The following is a 25,088-nucleotide window of genomic DNA, read 5'->3' on the forward strand; positions in this document are numbered from 1 at the left end:
AAAAGATTATATCGAAATGATATAGTCTTTTTTAGTTATATTAAAATTGTAAGATATACCAATAAATGGTATAATTTTAATGAAGTAGGAAATCGATATTAAAGTTGTTGTTATAAGGGAGAAGTGGTACATTGGATTTAAAAAAATCGTATAAATTTAATGGGAATAATATAGGGTGTTTATTAATACATGGATTTACAAGTACACCAGCAGAAATGTATCCTTTAGCTAAAGTTTTAAACGATGAAGGTTATACAGTAAATTCTATTCTTTTAAGTGGTCATGGAACGACTCATGATGAATTACTAAAAGTATCTTATATAGATTGGTACAATGATGTTGAAAGTGCATATGAAGAATTATTATTTGAATGTGAAAAAGTGATTGTAATTGGACATTCTATGGGAGGACTTTTAGCACTTATTTTAGCATCTAATTATCATATTGATAAATTAATATTATTAGCATGTGCTATTAAGCCTAATAATAGATTAGTCAAATATACAGGGGTATTAAAATATTTTAAAAAATATACTGGTTGGGATACATCTAATTCAAAAAAAACTGATGATTGTGATAAATATAGATTGCATTATAATGTTTTTCCATTACATGCAGTTCATCAATTGCATCTTGCATCAAGAGCAGCGAGTAGTTGCTTAAGAAATATAGATTCAGATACATTAATTCTTCAAGATAAAAACGACTCTCAAGTTAAAAAAGAGGGTGCATATGCGTTATATAATGGGATACATAGTAACTATAAAAAATTATACTGGATTGATGATGCAACTCATAGTCTAACCTTAGGACCTAAAAAAGAAGAAGTTTTTAAGCGGATAATAGATTTTATAGAAATTAAAAATGATGAAATTTTTAACATATAAAAAAGAGTACTATACTAAAGTTACTTTTAGCATAGTATTCTTTTTTATTTTAATGAAATTAATTTGATAAAATTTAAATTAAAAATTTAATTTTATCAAATTATAATTTTAAATATGATATAATAAAAAGATGTTCAAAAAATGAGAGGTGAGAAAATTGCAACTTAAAGAATTAATAGACATGGTAAGAGAAAGTACACAAAAATCGATGTGGGCGAGGGGATATACTTATTATAAAAAAGGAATTGTAGATCAAGTGACACCTCAAACAAAAAATGGAGTTTTAACAATTGATGGAATAATAGGTGCAGATTTCTCAAATGAAATACATTATACGACACTTGAAATAGATTTGAAGAAAAAAGAAATTATAAGTGCAAGATGTAATTGTATAGACTTTGTAAATAATGAAAATGAAAATAAGAATTTTATATGCAAACATAATATAGCTGCTTTTCTTGTTTATATAGATATGTTACAAAGAAAAATAAAACAACAAAAAATAGATAGAAAGAAAAAGGAAGAAGAGCTAGATCCATCCACTCAAATTATAAAAATAGCAAATGAAAAACTATCACAAAATAGAAAAGTAAATTTGGAAATGACTTTAACAAAGCAAAACTCTAATATAGGTAATTACTACCAAGTGAGTTTTAAAATAGGAATAGATAAGATGTATGTATTAAAAAGCATTCCTGAATTTATATATTCTAGAAGAGAACGTATATCTATAAAATACGGTAAAGATTTTGAGTATAACCCTGTTTCTGATTATTTTTCTATAGAGGATGAGTCTATTATAAATTTTGTAGAAGCATATATAAATATAGATCAAACTTTATACAAAGATTCTAAAGTAGATATAAGCCTTATAGATGGAAAATACTTAAATATATTGGAAAGTGGATTAAAAAACTTTTTGAGAAATATAAGAAATAAAGAAATAATATTTAATTATGATGATAAAGTATATAAAACATATATAAAAAATAATGACATAGATATATCTTTTCATATAAATGAAGATGGGAATAAGCTTGTACTAAGCTCTAATAGTAAAGATATATCACTTTTAAATGCTAAAGGTGATGTCGTATTGTTAGAAAGTGAAATATATCTTATATCAGACAAGCAATGTTATAATTATGTTCCATTTCATAATTTATTTACTAAAAATGGTAGTATAACATTTAAGAAAGATGTTGCAGATAGCCTATTCAATGGAGTGCTTCCTGTATTAAAAAGAGCTTCTAAAAACATATCTTTTGATGAAAGCTTAGAAAGTCAAATACGTAATAATTTAGATGTTAAATTTTACTTCGATAAAATGAAAAATAATATTTCTTGTTTTATAGATTATGTATATACTGATGAAACTGAAAATAAGAAAAACGGATATGTTATTAGAAACTTTAAAAAAGAAAATGAAATAGAGGATACTGTATGTTCTTATGGATTTGAAAGATCTGGAGATAAATTATTGTGTAAGTTATCACCTGATGAATTATATGAATTTTTTAAAGAAAAGATTTTTGATTTAAATAATATTGGTGAAATTTATTATTCAGATAAATTGAAAAAAGTAAAAGTGTATAAAGGCAGTGATATAAAAGCTAACTTTAACTTAAATAAACAAAATTACTTAGAATTTACATTTAATATAGATGATATAGAAAAACATGAAATAGAAAATATACTAGAAGCATTAAGAAATAAACGAAAATATTATAAGTTAGGAAATGGAAGCTATATAAATCTTGAAGAAGATCAAATGGTTAAATTCCTTGAATTAGTGGATGATATAAAGGATAGGCACATTTCCATAGATAGTGATGAACAAATTGATGAAGATAGCAATGAGGTTTCATATAGCTTAGGAAGTGCAAGTTCCATATACTTAAAAAACCTAATAGATGAAAATGAAATTTCTTTTATCAGTGGAATGGATAAAATAGATGAGATATCAACCAGTTTTGAAACTATAAATAATATGGACGTTTTAGTACCTAAAGAGTTAAATGCAAGTCTTAGAGAATATCAGGTTCAAGGGTTTAAATGGTTTAAAACTTTAAGTCATTTAAAATTTGGAGGAATACTAGCAGATGAAATGGGATTAGGTAAAACTATACAGACTATAGCTTTTTTACTTTCACAAAAAAATAAAAAAAGCATTGTAGTTGCACCTACATCACTTATATATAACTGGAAGAATGAATTTGAAACTTTTGCACCAAATTTAAATATATTGGTTTTACATGGGAGCAAATCAGAGCGTAAGGAAATGTTGAAAAATATAGATGAAAATGATGTTATATTGACAACATATACTATTTTAAAGAATGATTTTAGTGAATTGGAAAATATAGAGTTTGATTACTGTATAATAGATGAAGCTCAGAATATAAAAAATCCATATTCTCAAAATTCTGAAGCTGTAAAACAAGTAAAAGCTTCTGTTAGATTTGCGCTTACAGGAACTCCGATTGAAAATAATTTATTAGAATTGTGGTCTATATTTGATTTTATTATGCCAGGATATTTATATTCTAAAAATAAATTCCAAGAGAAGTTTTTAAAAACTACTGATAATATAGTAGAACTTAAAAAGCAAATACAGCCATTTATGTTAAGAAGACTAAAGAAGGAAGTTTTATCTCAACTTCCTGATAAAATTGAAACTAATTTCTTTGTTGAGATGACAGAAGATCAAAAGAAAGTATATAAAACATATGTAGATGATATAAAAGAGAAAATGAAAGATGCAGATTTTAATAAAGATAAGATAACTATCTTATCATACCTAACAACACTAAGACAACTTTGCTTAGATCCATCTATAAAAATAGATAATTACAATGGTGAAAGTGGTAAAATTAATGTTTTAAATGAAATAGTTAGTGAGAATATTGAAAATAATCACAAAATATTAATTTTTTCTCAATTTACATCTGTATTAAAGAATATAGGAAAAGAACTTCAAAATGAAAATATAAATTATTTTTATTTAGATGGTCAAACTAATCCTAAACAACGTGTTGAATTAGTTGATGAATTTAATAAGAGTGAAGATGTAAGAGTATTTTTAATATCATTAAAAGCAGGAGGAACAGGATTGAATCTTACGTCTGCAGATGTAGTTATACATTTTGATCCTTGGTGGAATCCAGCTATAGAGAGTCAGGCAACAGATAGAGCTCATAGATACGGTCAAAAAAATGTTGTTGAAGTTATAAAACTTATTTCTAAAGGAAGTATTGAGGAAAACATAATAAAACTACAAGAAGATAAGAAGGAGCTTATACAAAAAATTATAAGTGAAGACTTAAAAAATGAGAGTTTTATAAAGATGTTATCTAAGGAAGAGCTAATTAATCTAATTACTAATTAAATGAATATTTTAAATATTTATTTGGTAAAACGCTTGTAATTGATAAATATATATGATATTATTAACACAAATAGTAAAGAAGTACTGAAAGATTGTGCTTTAATTTTTAGGAGGATTCCATAATGAAACAAGGAACAGTAAAATGGTTTAACAATGAAAAAGGATTTGGATTTATATCTGTAGAAGGTGGAGATGACGTATTCGTACATTTCTCAGCTATACAAAAAGATGGATTCAAATCATTAGAAGAAGGTCAAGCTGTTAACTTTGAAATAGTTGAAGGTGCTAGAGGACCTCAAGCTGCTAATGTTACTTTAGCATAATTTATATATAATATAGTATATAACACTCCTTAAGTATGCTTATGCATACTTAAGGAGTTTTCTTGTTTTAAGAAAAAAGTATATTTTACAACAATAAGTATTTTAAAGGAGAAGATAGATGAATATAAAGCCTTTAGATGTACTATCTAAATATTACGGATATCCAGAATTTAGAAAAGGTCAAGAAGATATAATAAACGAAATTATAAAAGGAAATGATATTCTAGCGATCATGCCAACTGGAGGAGGAAAATCTATATGCTATCAAATACCATCTCTTATTTTAAATGGTCTAACGATAGTTATATCTCCTCTTATATCTCTTATGAAAGACCAAGTAGATTCGTTAAAGACAATGGGAATAGATGCGACTTTTATAAATAGTTCTTTATCTACAATGGAACTTTCAAATATAATAAAAAATATAGATGATGATAAATATAAAATTATATATATAGCACCAGAGAGATTAGATTCATATGAATTTTCAAATTTAATAAAATCTAAAGAAGTAAGCCAAATAGCTATAGACGAAGCTCACTGCGTATCTCAATGGGGACATGATTTTAGAACTAGCTACAGAAAAATATCTCAATTCATAAATAACTTAGAAAAAAGGCCTATAATTACTGCATTTACAGCGACAGCGTCAGTGGAAGTAAGAAACGATATTATAAAATTATTAGAACTTAATAACCCTAAATTATTTATAACTGGTTTTGACAGAGAAAATTTAACTATAACTATAGAAAAAGCTTCAAATAAAAATAAGTATCTATTAGAGTATATTAATAATCATAAATCTGAAAGTGGAATTATATATGCGGCAACCAGAAAAGAAGTAGATAAGATATATGAAGGATTAAATAAAAGAGGGTACAATGTATCTAGGTATCATGCAGGACTTGGAGCTGAGGAAAGAAAATTAAATCAAGAAAGTTTTATAAAAGATGACGTAAGTGTTATGGTTGCTACCAATGCATTTGGAATGGGAATAGACAAACCTAATATACGATATGTGATACATTATAACATGCCACAGAGTATAGAGAATTACTATCAAGAAATCGGTAGAGCTGGTAGAGATGGTGAAAAAAGTGAATGTGTACTTTTATTTACGCCTGGAGATGTACATATACAAAAATATTTAATTGAAATTGGTACAGAAAACCCAAATAGAAAAAACATTCAATATAAGAAATTAAGAGATATGTCAGATTTAGTATATAGTAATGATTGTTATAGAAAAAGTATTATAAATTACTTTGGAGAAGATTTTAAAGAGGAATGTGGAAACTGTAGTAATTGTTTAGATAATGGAAGCTTAGTTGACAAAACTTTAGATGCTCAAAAGGTTATTTCATGTATAGCTAGAATGAAAAGAAGTTTTGGAATAACTATGATTATAGATGTGCTTAGAGGATCTAAAAACAAAAAAGTATTACAATTTGGATTTGATGAATTATCTACTTACGGAATAATGAAACATTACTCATCGAATGATTTAAAAACTTTTATAAATACACTTATATCTCATGGTTTTATAGATTCTATAGATGGAACTTACCCAACCATAAAATTAAATGAAAACTCAATGAAAACCCTAAAGGGAGATATTAAGGTAGAATTTAAAGAAAGCAAAGTATCTAAAAACTTAGAAATATCAAATGAACTATATGATACACTAAAGCAAATTAGATATAATATATCAAAAGAAGAAAATATAGCTCCTTATATGATATTTGGAGATGGAACTTTAAAAGTTATGTCTAGTAAATATCCTATAACAAAAGAAAGTATGCTAAAAATTCCAGGTGTCGGAAATATAAAATATGAGAAATATGGAGAAACATTTAAAAGTGCAATAATCAAATATGTTGAAGAAAATAATATAAAAATACAGGGTGACTTTATAAGCTCACAAGATGAAAAACTTAACTTTATAGATATTAAAACAGATAAAGAACTTTATGAAAAATTATATATAAAAAGAAGTGAACTTGCTAAAAATGAAGGTGTATTGCCAACTATGATAATATCTAAAAATTCATTAAAAGAAATTAGTGGAAGGTATCCATCAAATGAAGAGCAACTAAATGATATAAGTGGGTTTGGTCCTGTAAAAGTAAAAAAATATGGACATGTATTTTTAGACATCGTTAATAGGTACACAGAAGAAAATAATATATCTGAAATTTGGAAAGAAAAAAACAGATTGAAAGTTATAATAGATGGAGATAGTAGAACTAATGAAGAAATAGCATTAGATATGCTAAGAGAAAGTAAAGCATTGGAATACATATCCAATGAAATAGAGGTCTCTATTTCTACTATATTAGGTTATGTAACAGATATGATAAAGAATGGATCTGAAATAGATTTCAAGGTAAATTTAGAAAAATATTATACTGAAGAAGATGAAGAACATATATTAAGAATATGTGAAGAAGAAGGAATAGACAAGATTAGTCTTATAAAGAAAAAATTGCCTGACAATATAAAATATGAATCTATAAGAGCTGTAATATTAAAAAAATATTATAATCTTATGTAAAACAAAAAAGAAATGTTAAAAATTTAAATTTTAACATTTCTTTTTTATTTTTATTGTAAAAATACTTGACTTTGTATCGGAAATCATATACAGTATATTGTATACAATATGTAAAATATGAAAGGGGATTTTAATTATGTTAAAAAAATTATCAGAAGTATTCAATGGGTTTTCAAAGCAAATACTTGCTTTAGAGAGAATAAACAGTCAAAGATGTGTAGGTAAGGATTTAGATACTACAAAAACTATATTTGAAAATAAAAGATAATACTATGAAATAATCATAGTATTTTTTAATTTTAAAGGGATATAAGATTATATTAATATAATCTTATATCCCTTTTATAATTAAACTCTTACAATGTCTTTGTTTTTGTATGAGTATACAAAGTCTATAACCTTTCCACTTACGCTGACCGCAATTAAAGATACAGCTATTTGAGAAAATGATAAATATATTAATGATAAACCCAATATAAAAAAGTCACTTATCATATAAACTTTACCAATTTTTAAAGATGTAGTCTTAGAAATTACTAATGCTAAAGCATCGTCTCCACCAGCTGCACCTCCTGCTCTAACAACTAAACCAGATCCTAAACCAACAAAAACACCGGCAATTATACTTCCCAGTATTAAGTTATCAAATTTAGGTATAACTGGACCTATGCTTTCAAAAAAGCTGAATGATAAAGAGAAGCTAATCGTTGCTATTAACGAATACTTAATGAATTTTTTACCAAAAAACTTGTATCCTACTAATAGTAGAGCACAGTCTATGATAAGATTTGCTAATGAAAGTCTAATGTTAAATAAATTTTTTAACAGTAGTAAAAATCCTAACACTCCACCTTCCGTAATGTTGTTTTGAAAATTAAAATTATAAACTCCAAATGATAGTATAATAGAACCTATCAGTACTAGTAGAATTTGTTCTACAGATCGCCGCCTGGCCATAATATCCCTTCCTTTTTCTTGTATTTAATAACATTATATATAATAAATACAAATTTGTATACAGCAAAAAAGCAAACTAAATATTATACGAAAAAAAAAGCAAATTTGCAATGATTTTTGTGAAGTTTTTTTGGGTTTTTGAAAAATCTAAATGTAAATAAGTAATTTCAATAGGTTTAGCTACATATAAAAAACAAAAAATTTATATTAATTGTTATTAAGTTTAGTTTTCCTAATCTTTAGTTTATATTAATTTTTGTTTTATTTAGTAAAACTAAACTAACAATATCTATTTTTATATTTATTTGAAAAAATAATTGACATTATTAAACTTTATGATATAATCATTAACAATATAAAAATTCACTTTGTATAATCCCAATAATATGGTTTGGGAGTTTCTACCAGGTTCCGAAAAAATCCTGATTACAAAGAAAATGCTTAATGTATTTTCTTTGTAATCAGGATTTTTTTACATTTTTACAGATTTAATATATAAAATAAATAATAAAAACAAATATATATAAAGGGAGATAGATATATGAATTTTGAAAAATTACCAAAAATAGAATTACATTGTCATTTAGATGGGAGCGTAAGACCGAGCACTATAATAGAATTAGCTTGCATGAAGAATATAGATATACCTTCAAAAAATATCGTAGAAATAAAAAATATGATGGTTGCGCCTAAGGACTGTAAGTCATTAGATGAATATTTAAAAAGATTTGAATTGCCAGGACTTATAATGCAAGATGAAGATAGTTTAGAAAGAATTGCTTTTGAACTTATGGAGGATGCGTCAAAAGAAAACATAGTTTATATCGAAATAAGATTTGCACCATTACTTCATATAAATAAAGGCTTAAATACAAAACAAGTTATAGAAAGTGTTTTAAAAGGAATAAAAAAAGCTGAATCAATGTATGATATTAAAGGCAATTTAATATTATCATGTATGAGAACTATGAGTGTTGAAAGTAGTTATGATGTAATAGAAGCTGGAAAAGAATATTTAAACAATGGAGTTGTAGCCGTCGATTTATGCTCAAGTGAAAATGAACAATTTTGCGAAAAGTTTGAAGAGCCTATTGCTTTAGCTAGAAGCTATGGATATAGAGTGACTATACATGCTGGTGAGACTGGAATAGGAGAAAATGTATATGATGCCATCACACTTTTAAAAGCTGAAAGAATAGGTCATGGAGTGTTTATAAAAGATTGTGAAAAAGCTTATAATATTGTTAAAGAAAATAATGTTACTTTAGAAATGTGCCCTACAAGTAACTTACAAACTAAAGCTATAAAAAACATAGAAAATTATCCGTTAAATAATTTCCATAAAGATGGAATAAAAGTATCTTTAAATACTGACAATAGAACAGTTTCAGATATTGATTTAACTAATGAATATACCATAATATTTAATAACTTTGAAATGAGTGAAGATGACTATAAAACAATTTATTTAAATAGTGTTGAAGCTTCTTTTGCAGATGAAAATATAAAAAATAAATTAAGAAATTATATAAAATAATATATCAAAAAATAAAAGTATTGCTAAAAACTAGCAATACTTTTATTTTTTGATATATAATATAATGTGATATTATATTATAGGAGTGAAAGGTGGTTGATCTTATAAATAATATAAATAATATAAAAAGCAATGTCCAAAATAATGTTATTTATAAAAAAGTAAACATAAATGACGTTAATTCAAGAGCTGCAGCTATGTCTTATTACCTATTGCTTTCTATATTTCCTTTTTTGATATTTATGATAAACTTATTAAGTTATATACCGATAATTCATATTAATAAGTTTTTAAATTCATTTAATGATTTGATTCCCAATAGTGCATTTGCTATGATTGAATCTATAATAAACTCTGCAATAAGTGATAAAAGTATAAGCTTAACTGTATTCAGTTTTATCTTTACTTTATGGAGTTCATCTCGTGCAGTTAGAGTATTTATAAAGGGCATAAACAAATCATATAATTTAAAGGAAACTAGATCTTTTTTCAAACTAATACTTATATCATTTTATTTTACAGTAGAACTCATAGTATTAATAATTTCATCTATGGTATTTTTATTATATGGAGAAAAGGTTGGATATATAATATTTAAATTTTTAGGTCTTAGTAAACTGTTTATGCCAACATGGAATTTATTTAGATACTCTTTTGTAATAGCAATAACTATATGGATAGTTAGTTCTTTATTTAGGTATGGGCCTAATAAAAAGATAAATTTAATAGAGGCAATGCCAGGGGCTATTTTATCTATATTTGGATGGATATTAGTTTCAGTTGTATTTTCTTTTTATACAAATAACTTTTCAAATTATCAAGTTATATATGGAAGTATAGGGGGTATTATAGCTCTTCTTACTTGGTTTTATTTAAGTAGTTGGATTATGTTATTAGGATGTGAAATAAATGCTCTTATATACTATAGGGGTAAAAATTTTAATAGAAGGGATATATAAATATGGATAAAAATTTACAGTGGGTTTGTGAGAAACAAATTGAAAGAACTATTAAGGCGTTAGAAAGTAACAATATGAATGGATACCTAGTAAAATCTAAAGAAGATTTAATAAAAAAAATAGATGAGTTAGTAGAAGAGAACTCTTTAGTTGCATGTGGCGGTTCACAGACTTTATTCGAAACAGGAGTAATAGATTATTTAAGAAAAGGAAGATATGATTTTCTTGACAGATATAAAGAGGGCCTTAAGCCTAATGATATGAAAGACATATATAGAAAATCATTTTTTGCAGATGCATATTTTACAAGCACGAATGCTATAACAGAAAATGGAGAACTTTACAATGTTGATGGAAATGGAAATAGAGTAGCCGCAATGTTATATGGTCCAGACAAAGTTATTGTTATATGTGGGAAAAATAAAATTGTTAAAGATGTAGATGCTGCTATAGAAAGAAATGAACAGTTTTCTGCTCCTGCGAACGCTAAAAGATTAGATACTAAAACACCTTGCAAAGCTTCTGGTTATTGCATGGACTGTAAAAGTAGCGATAGAATATGCTGTGAATATACTTTGATAAAAAGACAAAGATCTCAAGGAAGAATACATGTTATTTTTATAGATGAGAATTTTGGATATTAATCATTAAATAAAACTAAATATTTAAACAAGAAGCCATATTAAAGCCTTTGAATCAGGATTGATATGGCTTTTTTGTGTTTAATTTTAACTGTAGGAATATTATGTAATCAAATAAGAGACAATAAGTAAATAATAGTCTTCTATGGAGGTATTTATATGATAATAAAAAACTTTTTATATGCTTATCAAATAAAAAATATTCAGGGTATACAACCTAATAAAGAATAAGGGCAAAATCATATTCTAATGGGATATATAAATTTTAAAGAAGAAGTTTATGTAACTAAAAATCAGTTACATAAAAGGAAGATAAACAATAAAAACTTATTTGATAGCATATTAAGGCATAAAATTTTACCTGAAACATATAATCCTTGCAAACAGTACAGTTTTAAAGTTTTTAATGAAGAAATGTTTGGCAAACAAGGAATTTTAGATGAAGATAAATTTTCTACAATAGAAAATAAAGATATTATATGTACAAAGTTTATTGGATGTACATTCAGAAACTTAAATTTTAAAGAATGTAGATTTGTGGGCTGTATATTTGAAAATTGCAAATTTGAAGATGGAGGAGTGAGTTTTGAAAATTGTAGTTTTTTTAAAGAAGAAAGCCAAAGTAAGCCATCTTTAAATAAGTATGACAATTTATCATGTCATTTTATAAACTGTGATATTTATTCGAAATTTTTAAATTGTATACTATCTTTTGCTATTTTTGAAAAATGTAAATTGAATACAAGTAATTTTGAACAAAGTGCAATGGACAATATTATAATTATAGATAGTTATTTGGATATGATAATTTTTGCTGATTGTGACTTATGTGGTGCCAAAACTATTTCAACATATATTAAAGATTTAGAGTTCAGAGATAAATTTCAAACTAAACTAGATGAAAAAAGCTTCTTTGATAAATTACCTGTTAAGTTTAAAACTAGGGACGAATATGAAGGTCTTTATATGACATATGAAACCTTAGCTGATAAATTTAAAGAGAACTCTTTAAATAATAACTTTGGAGAATATTATTATTTGTGTAAAAATACTCAAAGAAAAACTTTAAAAATAATACCTAAGATAGAATCATATTTATACTGGCTTACTTGTGGGTACGGTGAGAGACCTGAATTTGCAGTATATTCATCACTAGTTATTATGTTTATATTTGCAATTTTATATTTATTTTTAGGCGTAGAGATAGACGATAAAACTATTATATATAATATGAGCACTATAAAAAATTTATCTATATCTAAATTTTTAAAAGACCTAAATGAAACACTAAGTTTAAGTATAGGATCATTTGGAGGAGTAGGGACTATAAATTGCAAACCGACAGAAATTAGTTATATATTAACAAATCTAGAAGTACTAATCGGGGTTATAATGATGGGATTAGGAATAGGAACTTTAACTAGAAAAGTTGTTAGATAAGTTTTAAAAATAATGAAAATTTAGAAAATATTGAAAAAACAGTTGATTATTTACAATAATATATATATAATTTACTTAATATAAAAAGTGAATAAAAAAGGTAGAGGCGCGGTACTTATAAGTACTAGTAATGAGTTAAGCACATAGATTTACTAGGAAAGGAATTATCGCCGAAGTTTATAACTGATGCTTTAAGGTTATATGCTGGGGGTGTATAGAATATATACATCACTGTCACAAATTATATTTGTGTTGAGCTATCATTTAAGGAAGTTAATATTGTGCAGATTTTGCATAATATAAAAAGCCTTGAGTGTATACTCAAGGCTTTTTCTTATTTAAAGCCCTAAGTATTTATTACCCTTTGCATTCACTAAAGCTAAATTTAGGGAGGATTTTTATGAGAAACAAAAAATATTTTGTAGTTTTATTAACTTTAGTTTTAGTAGTTTTATTAACACCTATTTCATTTGCACAAGAAACGGATATAGCATTTCAAAACGCAAGTAAATTTAAATTTTTAACATTGATTCCACCACTAGTATCTATACTTTTAGCATTTATTACTAAAAATGTTGTAATATCCTTATTTATAGGTATATTATCTGGAAGCTTTTTACTTAGTTTAAATAGTACTAATTTTATTTTAGCTTTACCCCAAAGCTTCATAGATTTTATATATAGAGCGCTTAATTCACTTGCAGACCCATGGAATGCAGGTATAATACTCCAAGTTCTAGCTATTGGAGGGGTTATTCATTTAGTAGCAAAAATGGGAGGAGCTAAAGCAATAGCAATAAGCTTAGCGGACAAAGCTAAAAGTTCAAAAGGAACTCAAATTATAACATGGTTTTTGGGACTTTTAGTATTCTTTGATGATTATGCAAATTCATTGATAGTAGGGCCTATTATGAGACCAGTAAGCGACAAAATGAATATTTCTAGAGAAAGACTTGCTTTTATAATTGATGCAACAGCTGCACCTATTGCAGGACTTGCAATAATATCTACATGGATAGGATTAGAAGTTGGACTTATAAATGATGCTTTTTCAGGTATTGGGCTAAATAATGATGCTTTTGGGATATTCTTACAAACTATTCCCTATAGATTTTATAATATATTAATCTTAGCATTTGTAATTATAACTATTGTTTTAGCTAAGGATTTTGGTCCTATGAGAAAAGCTGAGATTAAAGCGAAACAATCTGATTTTAATAACTTAGATACAAAACATAACGATTCAATTCAATCAGAGTTAGAACCTAAAGTTGGAGTGAAACTGAGTATATGGAATGCAATTATTCCTATTGGAACTCTTATAGTTACATCATTAATATTTTTTTATTATAGTGGATACACATCAATAGTTAATGGGGATAATATTGAACTTCAAAATTTAATGTTTAAATCACCATGGTCATTTTTAGCTATAAAAGAAGCATTTAGCTCAGCAGATGCATCAGTAGTACTATTCCAATCAGCTATTATTTCAAGTATAGTCGCTATTTTAATGGCTGTTTCTAAAAAAATATTTAAAGTGTCTGAAGCTATAGAAATTTGGATAGATGGTATGAAAAGTTTGTTAATGACAGCTGTTATTTTAATTTTGGCATGGTCGTTAAGCTCAGTAATAAAAGATTTGGGGACAGCTAAATTTCTAGTTACATTACTGTCAGGATCTATGCCAGCATTTTTACTACCTAGCGTAATATTTATACTAGGCTCAATAATATCTTTTTCAACAGGGACAGCTTATGGAACTATGGGGATACTAATGCCACTTGCGATTCCTCTTGCACACTCTATAAATCCAGAAATATCATTTATAGTAATATCTACAAGTGCTGTGCTTACGGGTGCTATATTTGGTGATCATTGTTCACCTATATCAGACACAACTATCTTATCATCTATGGGAGCTGGATGTAATCATATAGACCATGTAAAAACGCAAATGCCATATGCTCTATTTGTAGCAAGCATAACTGTATTATTTGGATATATACCTGCAGGTCTAGGAATATCAATATATATAGTTATACCTATTTCGATATTAGCTATTTTTATAGGAGTACAACTATTTGGGAAAAAAGCAGATGAATATGAGGTTTGCGAAATAAAAGAAACTTTAATCTAAAAAATTAATCATATAATAAAAAACTATCTGAAAAGTTAAATTTGATGGATTCTATTTTATCTAATTTAAACTCAAAGGATAGTTTTTTGTTTGTATTGATAGGTATATACATCAATTAATATAATAAACTATACTAAGGGGGGAAGTGTATGAAGTTTACAGATATTTTAAAAGACGTTTTTTCAAGTGTAAGGAAAATGATAGCGATATGTCTAACTATTGTATTTTGCTACTTAAGTATAATAGGAAGTATAAAACCATCTGAATTTATGCCTATCTTTAGTATGGTTGTAGGATATTACTTTGGAAAATCTACAGCTTTAGAAATGCCAAATCAAAAGAAAGATTAGTTTAAATTAGATTTAGTTATCATCTCAAATAGTGTATAATGACTATAAGAAACAGGAGGAGATGATATGAAAAACTACATAAAATTTGAAAATGTAAAAAAGACCTATACTATGGGTGAAGTTGAAATAAATGCATTAGATGGTGTGAATTTTTCAATTGATAAAGGTGAACTCGTAATAATTGTAGGTGCTAGTGGAGCAGGAAAAAGCACCATACTAAACATACTAGGAGGTATGGATTCATCAACAGATGGAACTGTACTTGTTGATTCGAAAAATATAAGTAATTATAGTGAAAAAGAATTAACAAAATATAGAAGACACGATATAGGATTTGTATTCCAATTTTATAATTTAGTTCAAAACTTAACTGCAATAGAAAATGTAGAATTAGCTACTCAAATTTGCAAGAACCCTTTAAACCCCAAGCAAGTTATAGAATCAGTAGGACTTAATCATAGAAAAGACAATTTTCCATCGCAATTATCTGGAGGAGAACAGCAAAGAGTTGCTATAGCTAGAGCTCTTGCTAAAAATCCTAAATTACTTTTATGTGATGAGCCAACTGGTGCGCTAGATTACAATACAGGTAAATCAATTCTTAAAGTACTCCAAGATACGAATAAAACACTTGGTGTTACTGTTATAATAATTACACATAACATGGCAATAGCTCCTATGGGAGATAAAGTAATTACTGTAAGAAATGGTAAGGTGCACAAAGTAGAAAAAAATGAAGCTCCTATTCCTATAGAAAGGATAGAGTGGTAAATATGAGAAATCCTTTATTTAAAGACACTTTTAGGGAGATAAAAAAATCTAAAGGTAGATTTTTATCTGTTTTTGCAATAATAACTTTAGGGGTTTCTTTTTTTACGGGAATAAAAGTTGCATCTCCTGTAATGGAAGTTACGGCAGACAAGTATTATGACCAAAATAATTTAATGGACTTAACTGTAGTTTCAACTTTAGGATTAACGGATAAAGATATTAATTCAATTTCTAAGGTAGACGGAGTTTCTAAGGTATATCCTACATATTCAAAAGAAGTTTTAACTAGCATAGGTACAAATCAATTAGTTTTAAAAGTTCATGGATTGCCAGAAAAAAGTAATCGTGAATATATAAATAAAATAAACATAACTGAAGGTAGATATCCAAAATCAGATGGTGAATGCTTAATTGAAAACTCTCAGGATATACCGTTGGGAAGTACTATAAAAATTTATGGAGATAATAACGAAGATTTAAGTAGAACCTTAAAACACAATGAATATAAAGTTGTTGGTAAAGTAGAGACTCCATACTATATAGCAAGAGCAAAAGGGAGTAGTAATATAGGTAGTGGAACTTTAAATAGTTTTATGATGGTTTTAAATAATGAATTTAAACTAAACAACTACACAGAGAGTTATATAACTGTAGATGGAGTAAAAGATTTAAATTCTTATTCAAAAGAATATGAAAACAAAGTTCAAAACATAGAAGACAAATTAGTTGATCTTGGAAAAGATCGAGCTAATTTAAGATATAAAGAAATAATCAATGATGCTAATGAAAAATTATCTGAAGGCAAGTCAAAGTTACAAGAAGAAAAAACTAATGCTTATAATGAGCTTGACAAAGCTAAAACTAAAATTGAAAACTCCAGGTCTAAAATAAAAAATAGTGAACAGGACCTTGATAAAAAAGAAAACCAAGTTAAAAGTGAAATTTCTTCTGCACAGAAAGCAATAAGTTCAGCTTCTGAAAAATTAAGTTTAAGCGAAATTGAATTAAATAAACAAATAAATGCTTTTAATACAAGTAAAGACTCTGCTCAGCAAGAAATAAACAAATCTAAGGATAAATTAAAAGAACAAGAAGATGAAGTTAATAAATTAAAAGATTACATAGCTAGTATAGAACAAGTTTTATCTAATGAATACTTAGATGAAGAAAAGAGAAAAGAACTTGAATTTATTTTAGAAAAAAGCAAACAAAAACTTGAAGTATCTGAGATGGCTTTATCGCAGGCAAGAGAAGAGATAACAAAACAAGAACAAGTTTTTAACGATACTCAAAATAAATTGACATTAGCCAAAACGGATATAGAAAAAAACAAAGAATTAATAAATAGTCAAAACAATAATCTTGACACAAAGAAAAAAGAAGCTGAATCAGAATTTAAAAATGCTAGATATAAACTAGAACAAGGCAAAAAAGAACTTGAAAGCGGACAAGCTCAATATTTGAAAAATAAAAAAGAAGTAGAAGCTAAGTTGCAAAAAGCTCAGGATGAAATTGATAGAGAAGAGAAAAAAATTAAAGATATAAAAAATGGTAAGTGGTATATTTTAGATAGAAATACCAACTATGGGTTTGTTGATTACAAAAACTCTGCTAATAGTATAGAGTCTATTTCTAAAATATTCCCTGTGTTTTTCTTTTCATTAGCAGCTTTAATTTGTTTAACTACTATGACTAGAATGGTTGATGAACAAAGAATAAATATTGGAACTATGAAAGCTTTAGGATATGGTACTGGAGCTATAATGTTAAAATACATACTATATTCATTATTAGCGAGCGTTTTGGGAAGCCTCTTAGGTAATTTAATAGGACTTACTGTATTCCCTTCTGTCATATATAATGCGTATGCTAGCATGACATATACGCTTCCTAAAGTTACCCTAGTCTTTAGTGTAAAATTAATTATATTATCTACATTAATAGCAGTTTTAACAACTACATTAGCTTCAGTATATTCTTGCTATAAAGAGTTAAAAGAAGTTCCATCTATACTTATGAGACCTAAAGCTCCTAAGGAAGGAAAAAGAATATTACTTGAAAGAATAAGTTTCCTTTGGAATAGATTAAACTTTACACAAAAGGTAACATGTAGAAATATATTTAGGTACAAGAAAAGATTTTTTATGACTGTAATAGGAATAGCTGGATGCAGTGCTCTTTTATTAACTGGATTTGGTATAAAAGATTCTATATCATCAATAGTAGACAACCAGTATGGTCAGATAATAAAATACAATTTAACTTTAAACTATGGTAAAGATGTTTATAATAACTCTAAAAATAAAGAAGAAAAAATTATAGATAATGATGATCGAATAAATAATTATTTAAATATAAAAAATAAAAGTTATAAGGTTGTCAATAATTCGATAGAGAAAGATGCAAATATTATAGTTCCTGAAAATATTAATGAGATAAATAAATTTATAAACTTAAAAAATAGGGTAAGTAATGAAAAGTATACTTTAAATAATGATGGAATTTTAATAACTGAAAAATTAGCTAAATTATTAAAAGTTAAAGTTGGAGATTCAATAATTTTAAAAAATGAAGATAATAAAGAGTTTAAAGTAAATGTTTCTGGAGTAGTGGAAAACTATGTAGGTCATTATATATATATGAGTCCTAAATTGTATAAAAGCACCTTTAATGAGACTGTTAGTTTTAATGAAGTATTAGTTAACACAAAAAATGGTATTTCTCAAGAGAAATTAGGCAAAGATATGATGAATTTAGATAATATAAACTCAGCTACATTTAATACAAGTGCAAAAAGTTCTTTTTCTGATATGATAACTAATTTAAATAGTGTGGTTATACTTATAATAGTATCTGCAGGAGCTCTCGCATTTATTGTTTTGTATAATCTTACAAATGTTAATATAAGCGAGAGAATAAGGGAAATAGCAACTATAAAGGTCTTAGGATTTTATGATAATGAAGTATCTTCATATGTATTTAGAGAAAATATAATTTTAACTATAATAGGAACAATTCTAGGATTGATTTTAGGTGTATTTTTACATAGATTTATCATGACTACTGCTGAACTTGAATTCGTTATGTTTGGTAGGGAAATAAAATCTATAAGTTTTATATTATCTGGATTGCTTACATTTATATTTGCTACATTAGTAAATCTTTGTATGTACTTTAAACTAAAGAAAGTTAAAATGGTTGAATCTTTAAAATCTGTAGATTAATATATGAGGGATGATAACATGATTTATGATAATATTGTAAAAGCTACATTTATAAAACGACCAAATAGATTTATAGCACATTGTATTGTAGATGGAAAAGAAGAAATTGTTCATGTAAAAAATACCGGAAGATGTAAAGAACTTCTTATTGAAGGTTGTACTGTATATTTACAAGAACATGACAATCCAAATAGAAAAACTAAGTATTCACTTATAAGTGTTGTAAAAGGAAATAGATTAATAAATATGGATTCTCAAGTTCCAAATAAAATAGCTTATGAAGCTTTACTAAATAAAAAAATAGTTCTTCCTGGACTAGATGAGGAGATAATAACTATAAAGCCTGAAAAAACATATAAATCATCTAGATTTGACATCTATATAGAAACAAAATCAAAAAAAGCTTTTGTTGAGATTAAAGGAGTTACTCTAGAAGAGGATGGCGTGGTCTTATTTCCAGATGCGAAAACTGAGAGAGGCGTCAAGCATGTTGGAGAGCTTATAGAAGCATCTAAAGATGGTTATGTAAGTTATATATTATTTGTTGTACAAATGGATAATGTAAAGTATTTCACACCTAATATTAAAATGCATCAAGAGTTTGGAGATGTGTTAAAAAAAGCAAATTTAAATGGAGTTAATATAATTTCATACGATTGCAATGTAAGTGAAAATTCTATAAGTATAAACGAAAAGGTTAAAGTAATATTATAAAGTTTAAAAATAGTGTAATTTATTAAATTACACTATTTTTTTGTGGAATTTTAAATATTAGATTTATATTTGAGTAATATCTACTGAACTGTAAAAGTATAATATTATAATTATACTTTTTAAAATTAAAGGGGGAGCGTATGAGTACACAGTTAGATATGTTTAAAGAATTAACAGAAGCTAAAGGAATTCCAGGATTCGAAAAAGATGTTAGAAATTTAATGAAAGGATATATATCTGAATTTGTAGATGAAATAACTACAGACAATTTAGGAAGTTTAATTTGTAAAAAGGTTGGGAATGAAGATGGCCCTAAAGTCATGCTAGCAGGGCATATGGATGAAATAGGTTTTTTAGTAACAAATATAGATGATAATGGATTTATAACTTTTCAAACATTAGGCGGTTGGAGTGGAAAGGTTATGAATAGCCAAAAGGTTATAATAACAACATCGACTGGAAATGAATATACAGGAATAATAAACTCAATAAATATCAAAGATGTTAAAACTTCTATAGATAAAGAAAATATGTTTATAGATATAGGGGTTGAATCAAAAGATGAAGTTGAAAAGCTAGGAATAAAACAAGGAGATATGATAACTCCATATTTTAAGTTTGAACAAATGGCAAATACTAAGTATCTACTTGCTAAAGCTTGGGATGATAGAGTTGGATGTGCGCTATGTATAGATATATTAAAAAGTTTAAAAAATGAAGATCATAAAAACATAGTATACGCAGTAGGCACTGTTCAAGAAGAAGTTGGATGTAGAGGAGCTAAAACTAGCTCTAATATAATAAATCCTGATATTGGATTTTCACTAGATGTAAGTATTGCCAATGACACTGTAGGATGCGATACTAAGTTAGGAGATGGTAAGCTTGGAAGCGGACCTCAAATACATATATTTGATGGAGGTTTAGTAGGTCATGTAGGTCTTAAAAACTATTTAATTAATTTATCTGAAGAACTTAATATTCCATATCAGATAAATGCACTTCCATTTGGAGGAACTGATGCTAGCCAGATGCACTTGGCCCATAATGGAGCTCCTTGTATAAGTATTGGTATTCCTACAAGATATATCCATTCTCATGCTAGTATAATTCATAAGGATGATTATGATAATACAGTTAAAATGATTATTGCATAAGCATATTCATGAAGCTATATGCAATAACCATTACAAATACTAATGTTAACTTACTTTAAGCTTAAGTAGCATACTTTGTTTACATGACATAAAACTGACATTTTCAAAAGTAAAACTGACATATGAACATTGTTTAACTGACAATATATAATATAACTGACAATTATTTAAACATCAAATCAGATATATTTTCAGATGCTTTTTTATCCATTTCTTCTAAAACGTGAGAATATCTATTCATAGTTATCTTTATATCAGTATGCCCTAATCTATTACTTACCGTTTTCATATCTGTTCCAGCTAATAATAGCATTGTAGCATGAGTATGTCTCAAATCATGAAGTCTAATTCTTCTTATATTGTTTTTGTCTAAAAATCTATACCAGTTACTTATTAAAACTCTAGGCACTTGAGGTTTTAATACAGAATTAAGACAAATTAAATCTTCATATTCAAGTATGCCAGCTGCATTATACTTATCGTATTTTAACTTTGCATTTTTTAACTTGTCCATTAATTCACTTGGTGCAGATAGAGATCTTTCAGAACCTTCTGTTTTAGGACTTTTAAATGAAATAGGTTCTCCTGGAGTATATACTAAATTTTGTCTTACATGCACTATATTATTTTCAAAATCTACATCTCGCCATCTTAATGCAACAGCTTCTCCAGCTCGTAAGCCTAATGTTAGCATTAATAATATTGGCAATTCTATTTGTTCGCCTTCAATCCTACGTATTATAAGCTTAACCTCATCTCTATCGTAAACTTGAGCAACTTTTCTATTACTCTTAAGTGATTTACCTGGTGTTTTTACGAAGTGAGTTGGATTATCGTTAATTTCTTTTAATCTGTAAGCTTCGTTTAAGACTGCTTTCACAAAACTAAGCCTATGTCTAGCACTTGCTTGTGTGTGCTTTTTAAAAACTGTATTAGCATAATCTTGAAGTATAGCGGGAGTTATATCTTTTAACTTAATATCTTTAAAGAAAGGCGATATAGTAGTTTTTATCATACTATCTCTTACTGTTAAAGTATTATTAGAGAAACCTTTTAATTCATCAGCCATATACTCTTTGCATCTATCAACAAATGTTATATCTTTAGATACAACAAATTTATTATTATTTAGCGAATTTTTTAATTCTATAAGATGTTTTTCAGCATCTTTTTTTATAGTATATTTCCCTTGGCTTTTTTGCTTCGTCTTTCCAGTACTATCTACATACTCTATATAAACATTGTAGTTTTTATTACGTTTTCTTATAAATGCTGACTTGACCTCATTCATATAAAGCACCTCTTTTAGTTTAATTCTCCTGTTAAATCATTAAAGAATGATTCTAATAGATAATTTGTCATATCTGCAAATTTTATCTTTAAAAACTGATCGCTAAACAACATATAAGCTGCAAATAAATTAGCCTGTCTTTCTTTCTCTGAATTATCAATAGTTGGTTGCGTACTTCTAAAGTAATTAACATTGTCTCCTTTATGAAGTATGAAATGGCCTAACTCATGAGCTAAAACAATTTTTCTAGATAATTTACTGTAACCGTTATTTATAAAAACTAAATTTAAATTTCCACCCATAAAATAGGCTTTTCCATAATTGACATTTTTTATTTCCAAACCTAATTCATCGCATAATATTTCAGGATCATTGGTATTAAAATGATCAACTATTCGTTCTACTATATCGTAAATCTTTTTACTCTCCATAATTCTAAAAAAAATCCCCCTAATTATTCTTATATTTAACTTTGTTTCAAATTATTTGTATTTGTTTTATTTGTCTTTATTTTGTTTGTCTTTATCTTGTCTATACTTAAAACTTAAGTATTCTATATGTTGAAGCAAATCATTTGCAAATTCAACCAATTCCTCGTCAGTTAAATCTGGAACCCCATAATTCATTAAACTCGGTTGCTGTAATATAAATTCTAAAGCTTCTTGCGCAGTTTCAAATTTATTAACTTTTTTAATTTCATTGCAATCGGAATTTTTTATAGAACTACAATTTTCTGTTTCTGATTTATCATCAGTTTTACAAAGCAAGTAATCAATAGATACTCCGAAGAAAGTAGCAAATTGTTTCAATAAAGAAACCTCTGGCATTTGCTTATCATTTTCATAACGACTTATAGAACTTTTCTTTACATGAAACTTATCCCCTAATTGTTCTTGAGTCAGTCTTTTCAACAACCGTTCTTCTTTAAATCTTTTTCCAAAACTATCCATATGTTTTACACCTCCAATACGAATATTATATACGAAGTTGCGTTAAAATAAATAAAAGTTACTTAGAAAGAAACTTTTTTATCAAAAATCGTTGACAAGTTGTTTTTAATGTAATATTATTTAGATATAAAGTTGTTCTAAAGACAACTAACAAAGCATAAAATACTAAGTTAGAGGTGGTGCGAATGAAAAAAGAGCTTAGAATCCTAAGAGCTAAATATGATTTAACTCAAGAAGCTTTGGCCCAAAAGCTTGGAGTAGGTAAAGCTTCCTACTCTCGTAAAGAAAATGGTAAAAACCCATTTTCCGTAGATGAGGTAACAAAGCTAAAAAATATATTCAGTCTTACTGATGAAGAAGTAGTAAAAATTTTTTTAACTTAAAAGTTGTCTTTAAAGAAACTTTAGAAACTTACTAATAGTTTTCCCAAAAGCAACTTTAATATAGGAGGTATATGAATGGAAACACAAATAGTAGATAGGAGAGATGTAAAAATGAACCAAGTTGAGACTTTTACAAATGAATTATTCGGACAAGTTAGAGCATTAGAAATAGAAGGCAAACCTTATGCTGTAGCATCGGATATAGCAAAAGCATTAGGATATAAAAATGCTAACGATGCAATAATCAGACACTGCAAGGGTATCGTGAAACACGATATGGTAGATAGAAATGGATTCACTCAAATTATGAATGTAATACCAGAAGGAGATATTTATAGATTGATAATAAAATCTAAACTTTCATCTGCTGAAAAATTTGAGAAATGGGTAATGGAAGATGTTTTGCCATCTTTAAGAAGCAATGGATCATATTCTTTACAAGGGTTATCAAAAGAATTACAAGCTATATTCACAATAGATAAGAAAACAGTTGAAATGGATAATAGGTTATCAAAATTAGAAAATACAATGACTATTGACTATAGCCAACAAGAGGAACTTAGAATGACTGCAAATAGAACTGTAGTTGAATTGCTAGATGGTAAAAGCAGTGAAGCATATAAAAAACTTAAAAATAGAATATTCCAAGATTTATGGAGAAGCTACAAAAAACATTTTAGAGTTAATAGTTACAGAAATACAGCAGTGAAGGATTTTGAGGATGCAGTTGATTATATAGAAAATTGGAGTCCGGATGAAGTTATATTATTTGCAATAAACGGATTAAATAGACAAGCTTCATTTGCATAAGGGGGAATATAAAATGACTAAAAAAGTATTCACAGCTAAGGACATACAAGAGTTGCTAGGTATATGTGAGAGAACTGCATACAGTTTAATAAGACAAGCTGAAACAACAGGAAAAATGTTCAAAGTTATAAAGATTGGAAGGTTATACAAAATACCGTCTCAACCTTTTCTTGATTGGTTAGATCATTGGGATGGATTTTAAAGGGGGTGATATCAAATGGATATGAGTAAAACGTTTTTCGAACTAACTTTAGAAGATTGCATAAAGTTATATGAAAATAAGAACTGGATCTTTATATATGCAGATGGGAAATTTGCAGGAATGAGATTAGAGAGAAAGTAGGCCATAGACAATGGATAGCTTAGTTAGGATAAAAGAAATATTACAAACTCAAATAGAAGTAACTCAAGATATGTTTAATCAAGCAATAGAAAAAGATATACCAGCTAAAGAAGAAAACTATATGAGTTTCTATGCAGAAGGATTAAAAAATAAAATAGAAGCTTGGGAGCAAACATTAGAATTTGTAAATACAGAAATAAATATAAAAAAAGAGCCCTGCAAAGGCTCAAAATAAAAAATTTAATTAAAAAATCGTAAATATAGTATAC

24 protein-coding genes and 2 riboswitches are annotated in these 25,088 nt (G+C 27.0%); of the genes, 20 read left to right on the forward strand and 4 right to left on the reverse strand.

The window, feature by feature from the left end:
- Nucleotides 1–131: 131 nt before the first annotated feature.
- From KXZ80_RS07340 to KXZ80_RS17745, 5 genes are all read left to right on the forward strand, one after another.
- Entirely contained in the window at nt 132–887 is a 756-nt protein-coding gene (locus KXZ80_RS07340) for an alpha/beta hydrolase (protein WP_021432829.1), read from the forward strand.
- A 157-nt stretch (nt 888–1,044) separates the two neighbouring features.
- Nucleotides 1,045–4,275 (forward strand): SNF2-related protein, encoded by a 3,231-nt coding sequence (locus KXZ80_RS07345; RefSeq protein ID WP_021432830.1) that lies wholly within the window; start codon nt 1,045–1,047, stop codon nt 4,273–4,275.
- Nucleotides 4,276–4,397: 122 nt separating this feature from the next.
- Entirely contained in the window at nt 4,398–4,598 is a 201-nt protein-coding gene (gene cspD / locus KXZ80_RS07350) for a cold-shock protein CspD (protein ID WP_021430592.1), read from the forward strand.
- A gap of 118 nt (nt 4,599–4,716) precedes the next feature.
- Nucleotides 4,717–7,152, forward strand: coding sequence for a DNA helicase RecQ (gene recQ, locus KXZ80_RS07355; protein WP_021432831.1), 2,436 nt, complete (start codon nt 4,717–4,719; stop codon nt 7,150–7,152).
- Between the two features lie 136 nt (nt 7,153–7,288).
- A complete protein-coding gene (locus KXZ80_RS17745; RefSeq protein WP_021430567.1) occupies nt 7,289–7,420 on the forward strand; it encodes a hypothetical protein in 132 nt (43 codons plus the stop codon).
- An 80-nt stretch (nt 7,421–7,500) separates the two neighbouring features.
- Here the strand turns inward: KXZ80_RS17745 and KXZ80_RS07360 are convergent, their stop codons facing one another.
- Nucleotides 7,501–8,109, reverse strand: coding sequence for a YitT family protein (locus tag KXZ80_RS07360; RefSeq protein WP_021432832.1), 609 nt, complete (start codon nt 8,107–8,109; stop codon nt 7,501–7,503).
- 348 nt (nt 8,110–8,457) lie between these two features.
- A riboswitch (purine riboswitch) is annotated at nt 8,458–8,558 on the forward strand.
- Between the two features lie 92 nt (nt 8,559–8,650).
- On the opposite strand from KXZ80_RS07360, the gene add reads away from it, so the two are divergent.
- The 10 genes from add (at nt 8,651) to KXZ80_RS07410 (ending at nt 21,042) form a co-directional block, all read left to right on the forward strand.
- Nucleotides 8,651–9,646, forward strand: coding sequence for an adenosine deaminase (gene add, locus KXZ80_RS07365; RefSeq protein WP_021432833.1), 996 nt, complete (start codon nt 8,651–8,653; stop codon nt 9,644–9,646).
- 92 nt (nt 9,647–9,738) lie between these two features.
- Complete coding sequence (locus tag KXZ80_RS07370; protein ID WP_021432834.1) at nt 9,739–10,605, forward strand: YihY/virulence factor BrkB family protein; 867 nt, start codon at nt 9,739–9,741, stop codon at nt 10,603–10,605.
- Between the two features lie 2 nt (nt 10,606–10,607).
- Nucleotides 10,608–11,249, forward strand: coding sequence for a lactate utilization protein (locus KXZ80_RS07375; RefSeq protein WP_021432835.1), 642 nt, complete (start codon nt 10,608–10,610; stop codon nt 11,247–11,249).
- Between the two features lie 246 nt (nt 11,250–11,495).
- Nucleotides 11,496–12,686: a pentapeptide repeat-containing protein gene (locus tag KXZ80_RS07380; protein ID WP_021432836.1), complete on the forward strand. Its 1,191-nt coding sequence runs from the start codon at nt 11,496–11,498 to the stop codon at nt 12,684–12,686.
- Nucleotides 12,687–12,779: 93 nt separating this feature from the next.
- A riboswitch (Lysine riboswitch) is annotated at nt 12,780–12,954 on the forward strand.
- Between the two features lie 132 nt (nt 12,955–13,086).
- Nucleotides 13,087–14,826: a Na+/H+ antiporter NhaC family protein gene (locus tag KXZ80_RS07385; protein ID WP_021432837.1), complete on the forward strand. Its 1,740-nt coding sequence runs from the start codon at nt 13,087–13,089 to the stop codon at nt 14,824–14,826.
- A 149-nt stretch (nt 14,827–14,975) separates the two neighbouring features.
- Nucleotides 14,976–15,176, forward strand: coding sequence for a hypothetical protein (locus tag KXZ80_RS07390; protein WP_021430992.1), 201 nt, complete (start codon nt 14,976–14,978; stop codon nt 15,174–15,176).
- Between the two features lie 66 nt (nt 15,177–15,242).
- Nucleotides 15,243–15,947 carry an ABC transporter ATP-binding protein gene (locus KXZ80_RS07395; protein ID WP_021432838.1) on the forward strand — a complete coding sequence of 235 codons (705 nt, stop codon included), beginning with the start codon at nt 15,243–15,245 and terminating at the stop codon, nt 15,945–15,947.
- A gap of 2 nt (nt 15,948–15,949) precedes the next feature.
- Entirely contained in the window at nt 15,950–19,171 is a 3,222-nt protein-coding gene (locus KXZ80_RS07400; RefSeq protein ID WP_021432839.1) for an ABC transporter permease, read from the forward strand.
- A gap of 18 nt (nt 19,172–19,189) precedes the next feature.
- The gene (gene sfsA, locus KXZ80_RS07405; RefSeq protein ID WP_021432840.1) at nt 19,190–19,885 is read left to right on the forward strand and encodes a DNA/RNA nuclease SfsA; all 696 of its coding nucleotides are present in this window, start codon (nt 19,190–19,192) and stop codon (nt 19,883–19,885) included.
- A 140-nt stretch (nt 19,886–20,025) separates the two neighbouring features.
- Entirely contained in the window at nt 20,026–21,042 is a 1,017-nt protein-coding gene (locus KXZ80_RS07410; RefSeq protein WP_021432841.1) for a M42 family metallopeptidase, read from the forward strand.
- A gap of 163 nt (nt 21,043–21,205) precedes the next feature.
- Here the strand turns inward: KXZ80_RS07410 and KXZ80_RS07415 are convergent, their stop codons facing one another.
- From KXZ80_RS07415 to KXZ80_RS07425, 3 genes are all read right to left on the reverse strand, one after another.
- Nucleotides 21,206–22,333, reverse strand: coding sequence for a site-specific integrase (locus tag KXZ80_RS07415; protein WP_021432842.1), 1,128 nt, complete (start codon nt 22,331–22,333; stop codon nt 21,206–21,208).
- Nucleotides 22,334–22,347: 14 nt separating this feature from the next.
- Nucleotides 22,348–22,764 (reverse strand): ImmA/IrrE family metallo-endopeptidase, encoded by a 417-nt coding sequence (locus tag KXZ80_RS07420; RefSeq protein ID WP_021432843.1) that lies wholly within the window; start codon nt 22,762–22,764, stop codon nt 22,348–22,350.
- A 66-nt stretch (nt 22,765–22,830) separates the two neighbouring features.
- Nucleotides 22,831–23,283 carry a helix-turn-helix domain-containing protein gene (locus KXZ80_RS07425; RefSeq protein WP_021432844.1) on the reverse strand — a complete coding sequence of 151 codons (453 nt, stop codon included), beginning with the start codon at nt 23,281–23,283 and terminating at the stop codon, nt 22,831–22,833.
- A 185-nt stretch (nt 23,284–23,468) separates the two neighbouring features.
- Between KXZ80_RS07425 and KXZ80_RS07430 the strand changes: the two genes are divergently transcribed.
- The 5 genes from KXZ80_RS07430 to KXZ80_RS07445 all read left to right on the forward strand — a co-directional run bounded on the left by KXZ80_RS07430 (nt 23,469) and on the right by KXZ80_RS07445 (nt 25,054).
- The gene (locus KXZ80_RS07430; protein WP_021432845.1) at nt 23,469–23,666 is read left to right on the forward strand and encodes a helix-turn-helix transcriptional regulator; all 198 of its coding nucleotides are present in this window, start codon (nt 23,469–23,471) and stop codon (nt 23,664–23,666) included.
- A 75-nt stretch (nt 23,667–23,741) separates the two neighbouring features.
- Nucleotides 23,742–24,476, forward strand: coding sequence for an ORF6C domain-containing protein (locus tag KXZ80_RS07435; protein WP_021432846.1), 735 nt, complete (start codon nt 23,742–23,744; stop codon nt 24,474–24,476).
- A gap of 13 nt (nt 24,477–24,489) precedes the next feature.
- Complete coding sequence (locus KXZ80_RS07440; RefSeq protein WP_021432847.1) at nt 24,490–24,678, forward strand: helix-turn-helix domain-containing protein; 189 nt, start codon at nt 24,490–24,492, stop codon at nt 24,676–24,678.
- 15 nt (nt 24,679–24,693) lie between these two features.
- On the forward strand, nt 24,694–24,819 hold the full coding sequence (locus tag KXZ80_RS17750; protein WP_021432848.1) for a hypothetical protein: 126 nt from the start codon (nt 24,694–24,696) through the stop codon (nt 24,817–24,819).
- A gap of 10 nt (nt 24,820–24,829) precedes the next feature.
- Nucleotides 24,830–25,054: a hypothetical protein gene (locus tag KXZ80_RS07445; protein ID WP_021432849.1), complete on the forward strand. Its 225-nt coding sequence runs from the start codon at nt 24,830–24,832 to the stop codon at nt 25,052–25,054.
- Nucleotides 25,055–25,088 lie beyond the last annotated feature (34 nt).

It is taken from the genome of Paraclostridium bifermentans, from assembly GCF_019916025.1.
GTDB classification, from domain to species: Bacteria; Bacillota; Clostridia; order Peptostreptococcales; family Peptostreptococcaceae; genus Paraclostridium; species Paraclostridium bifermentans.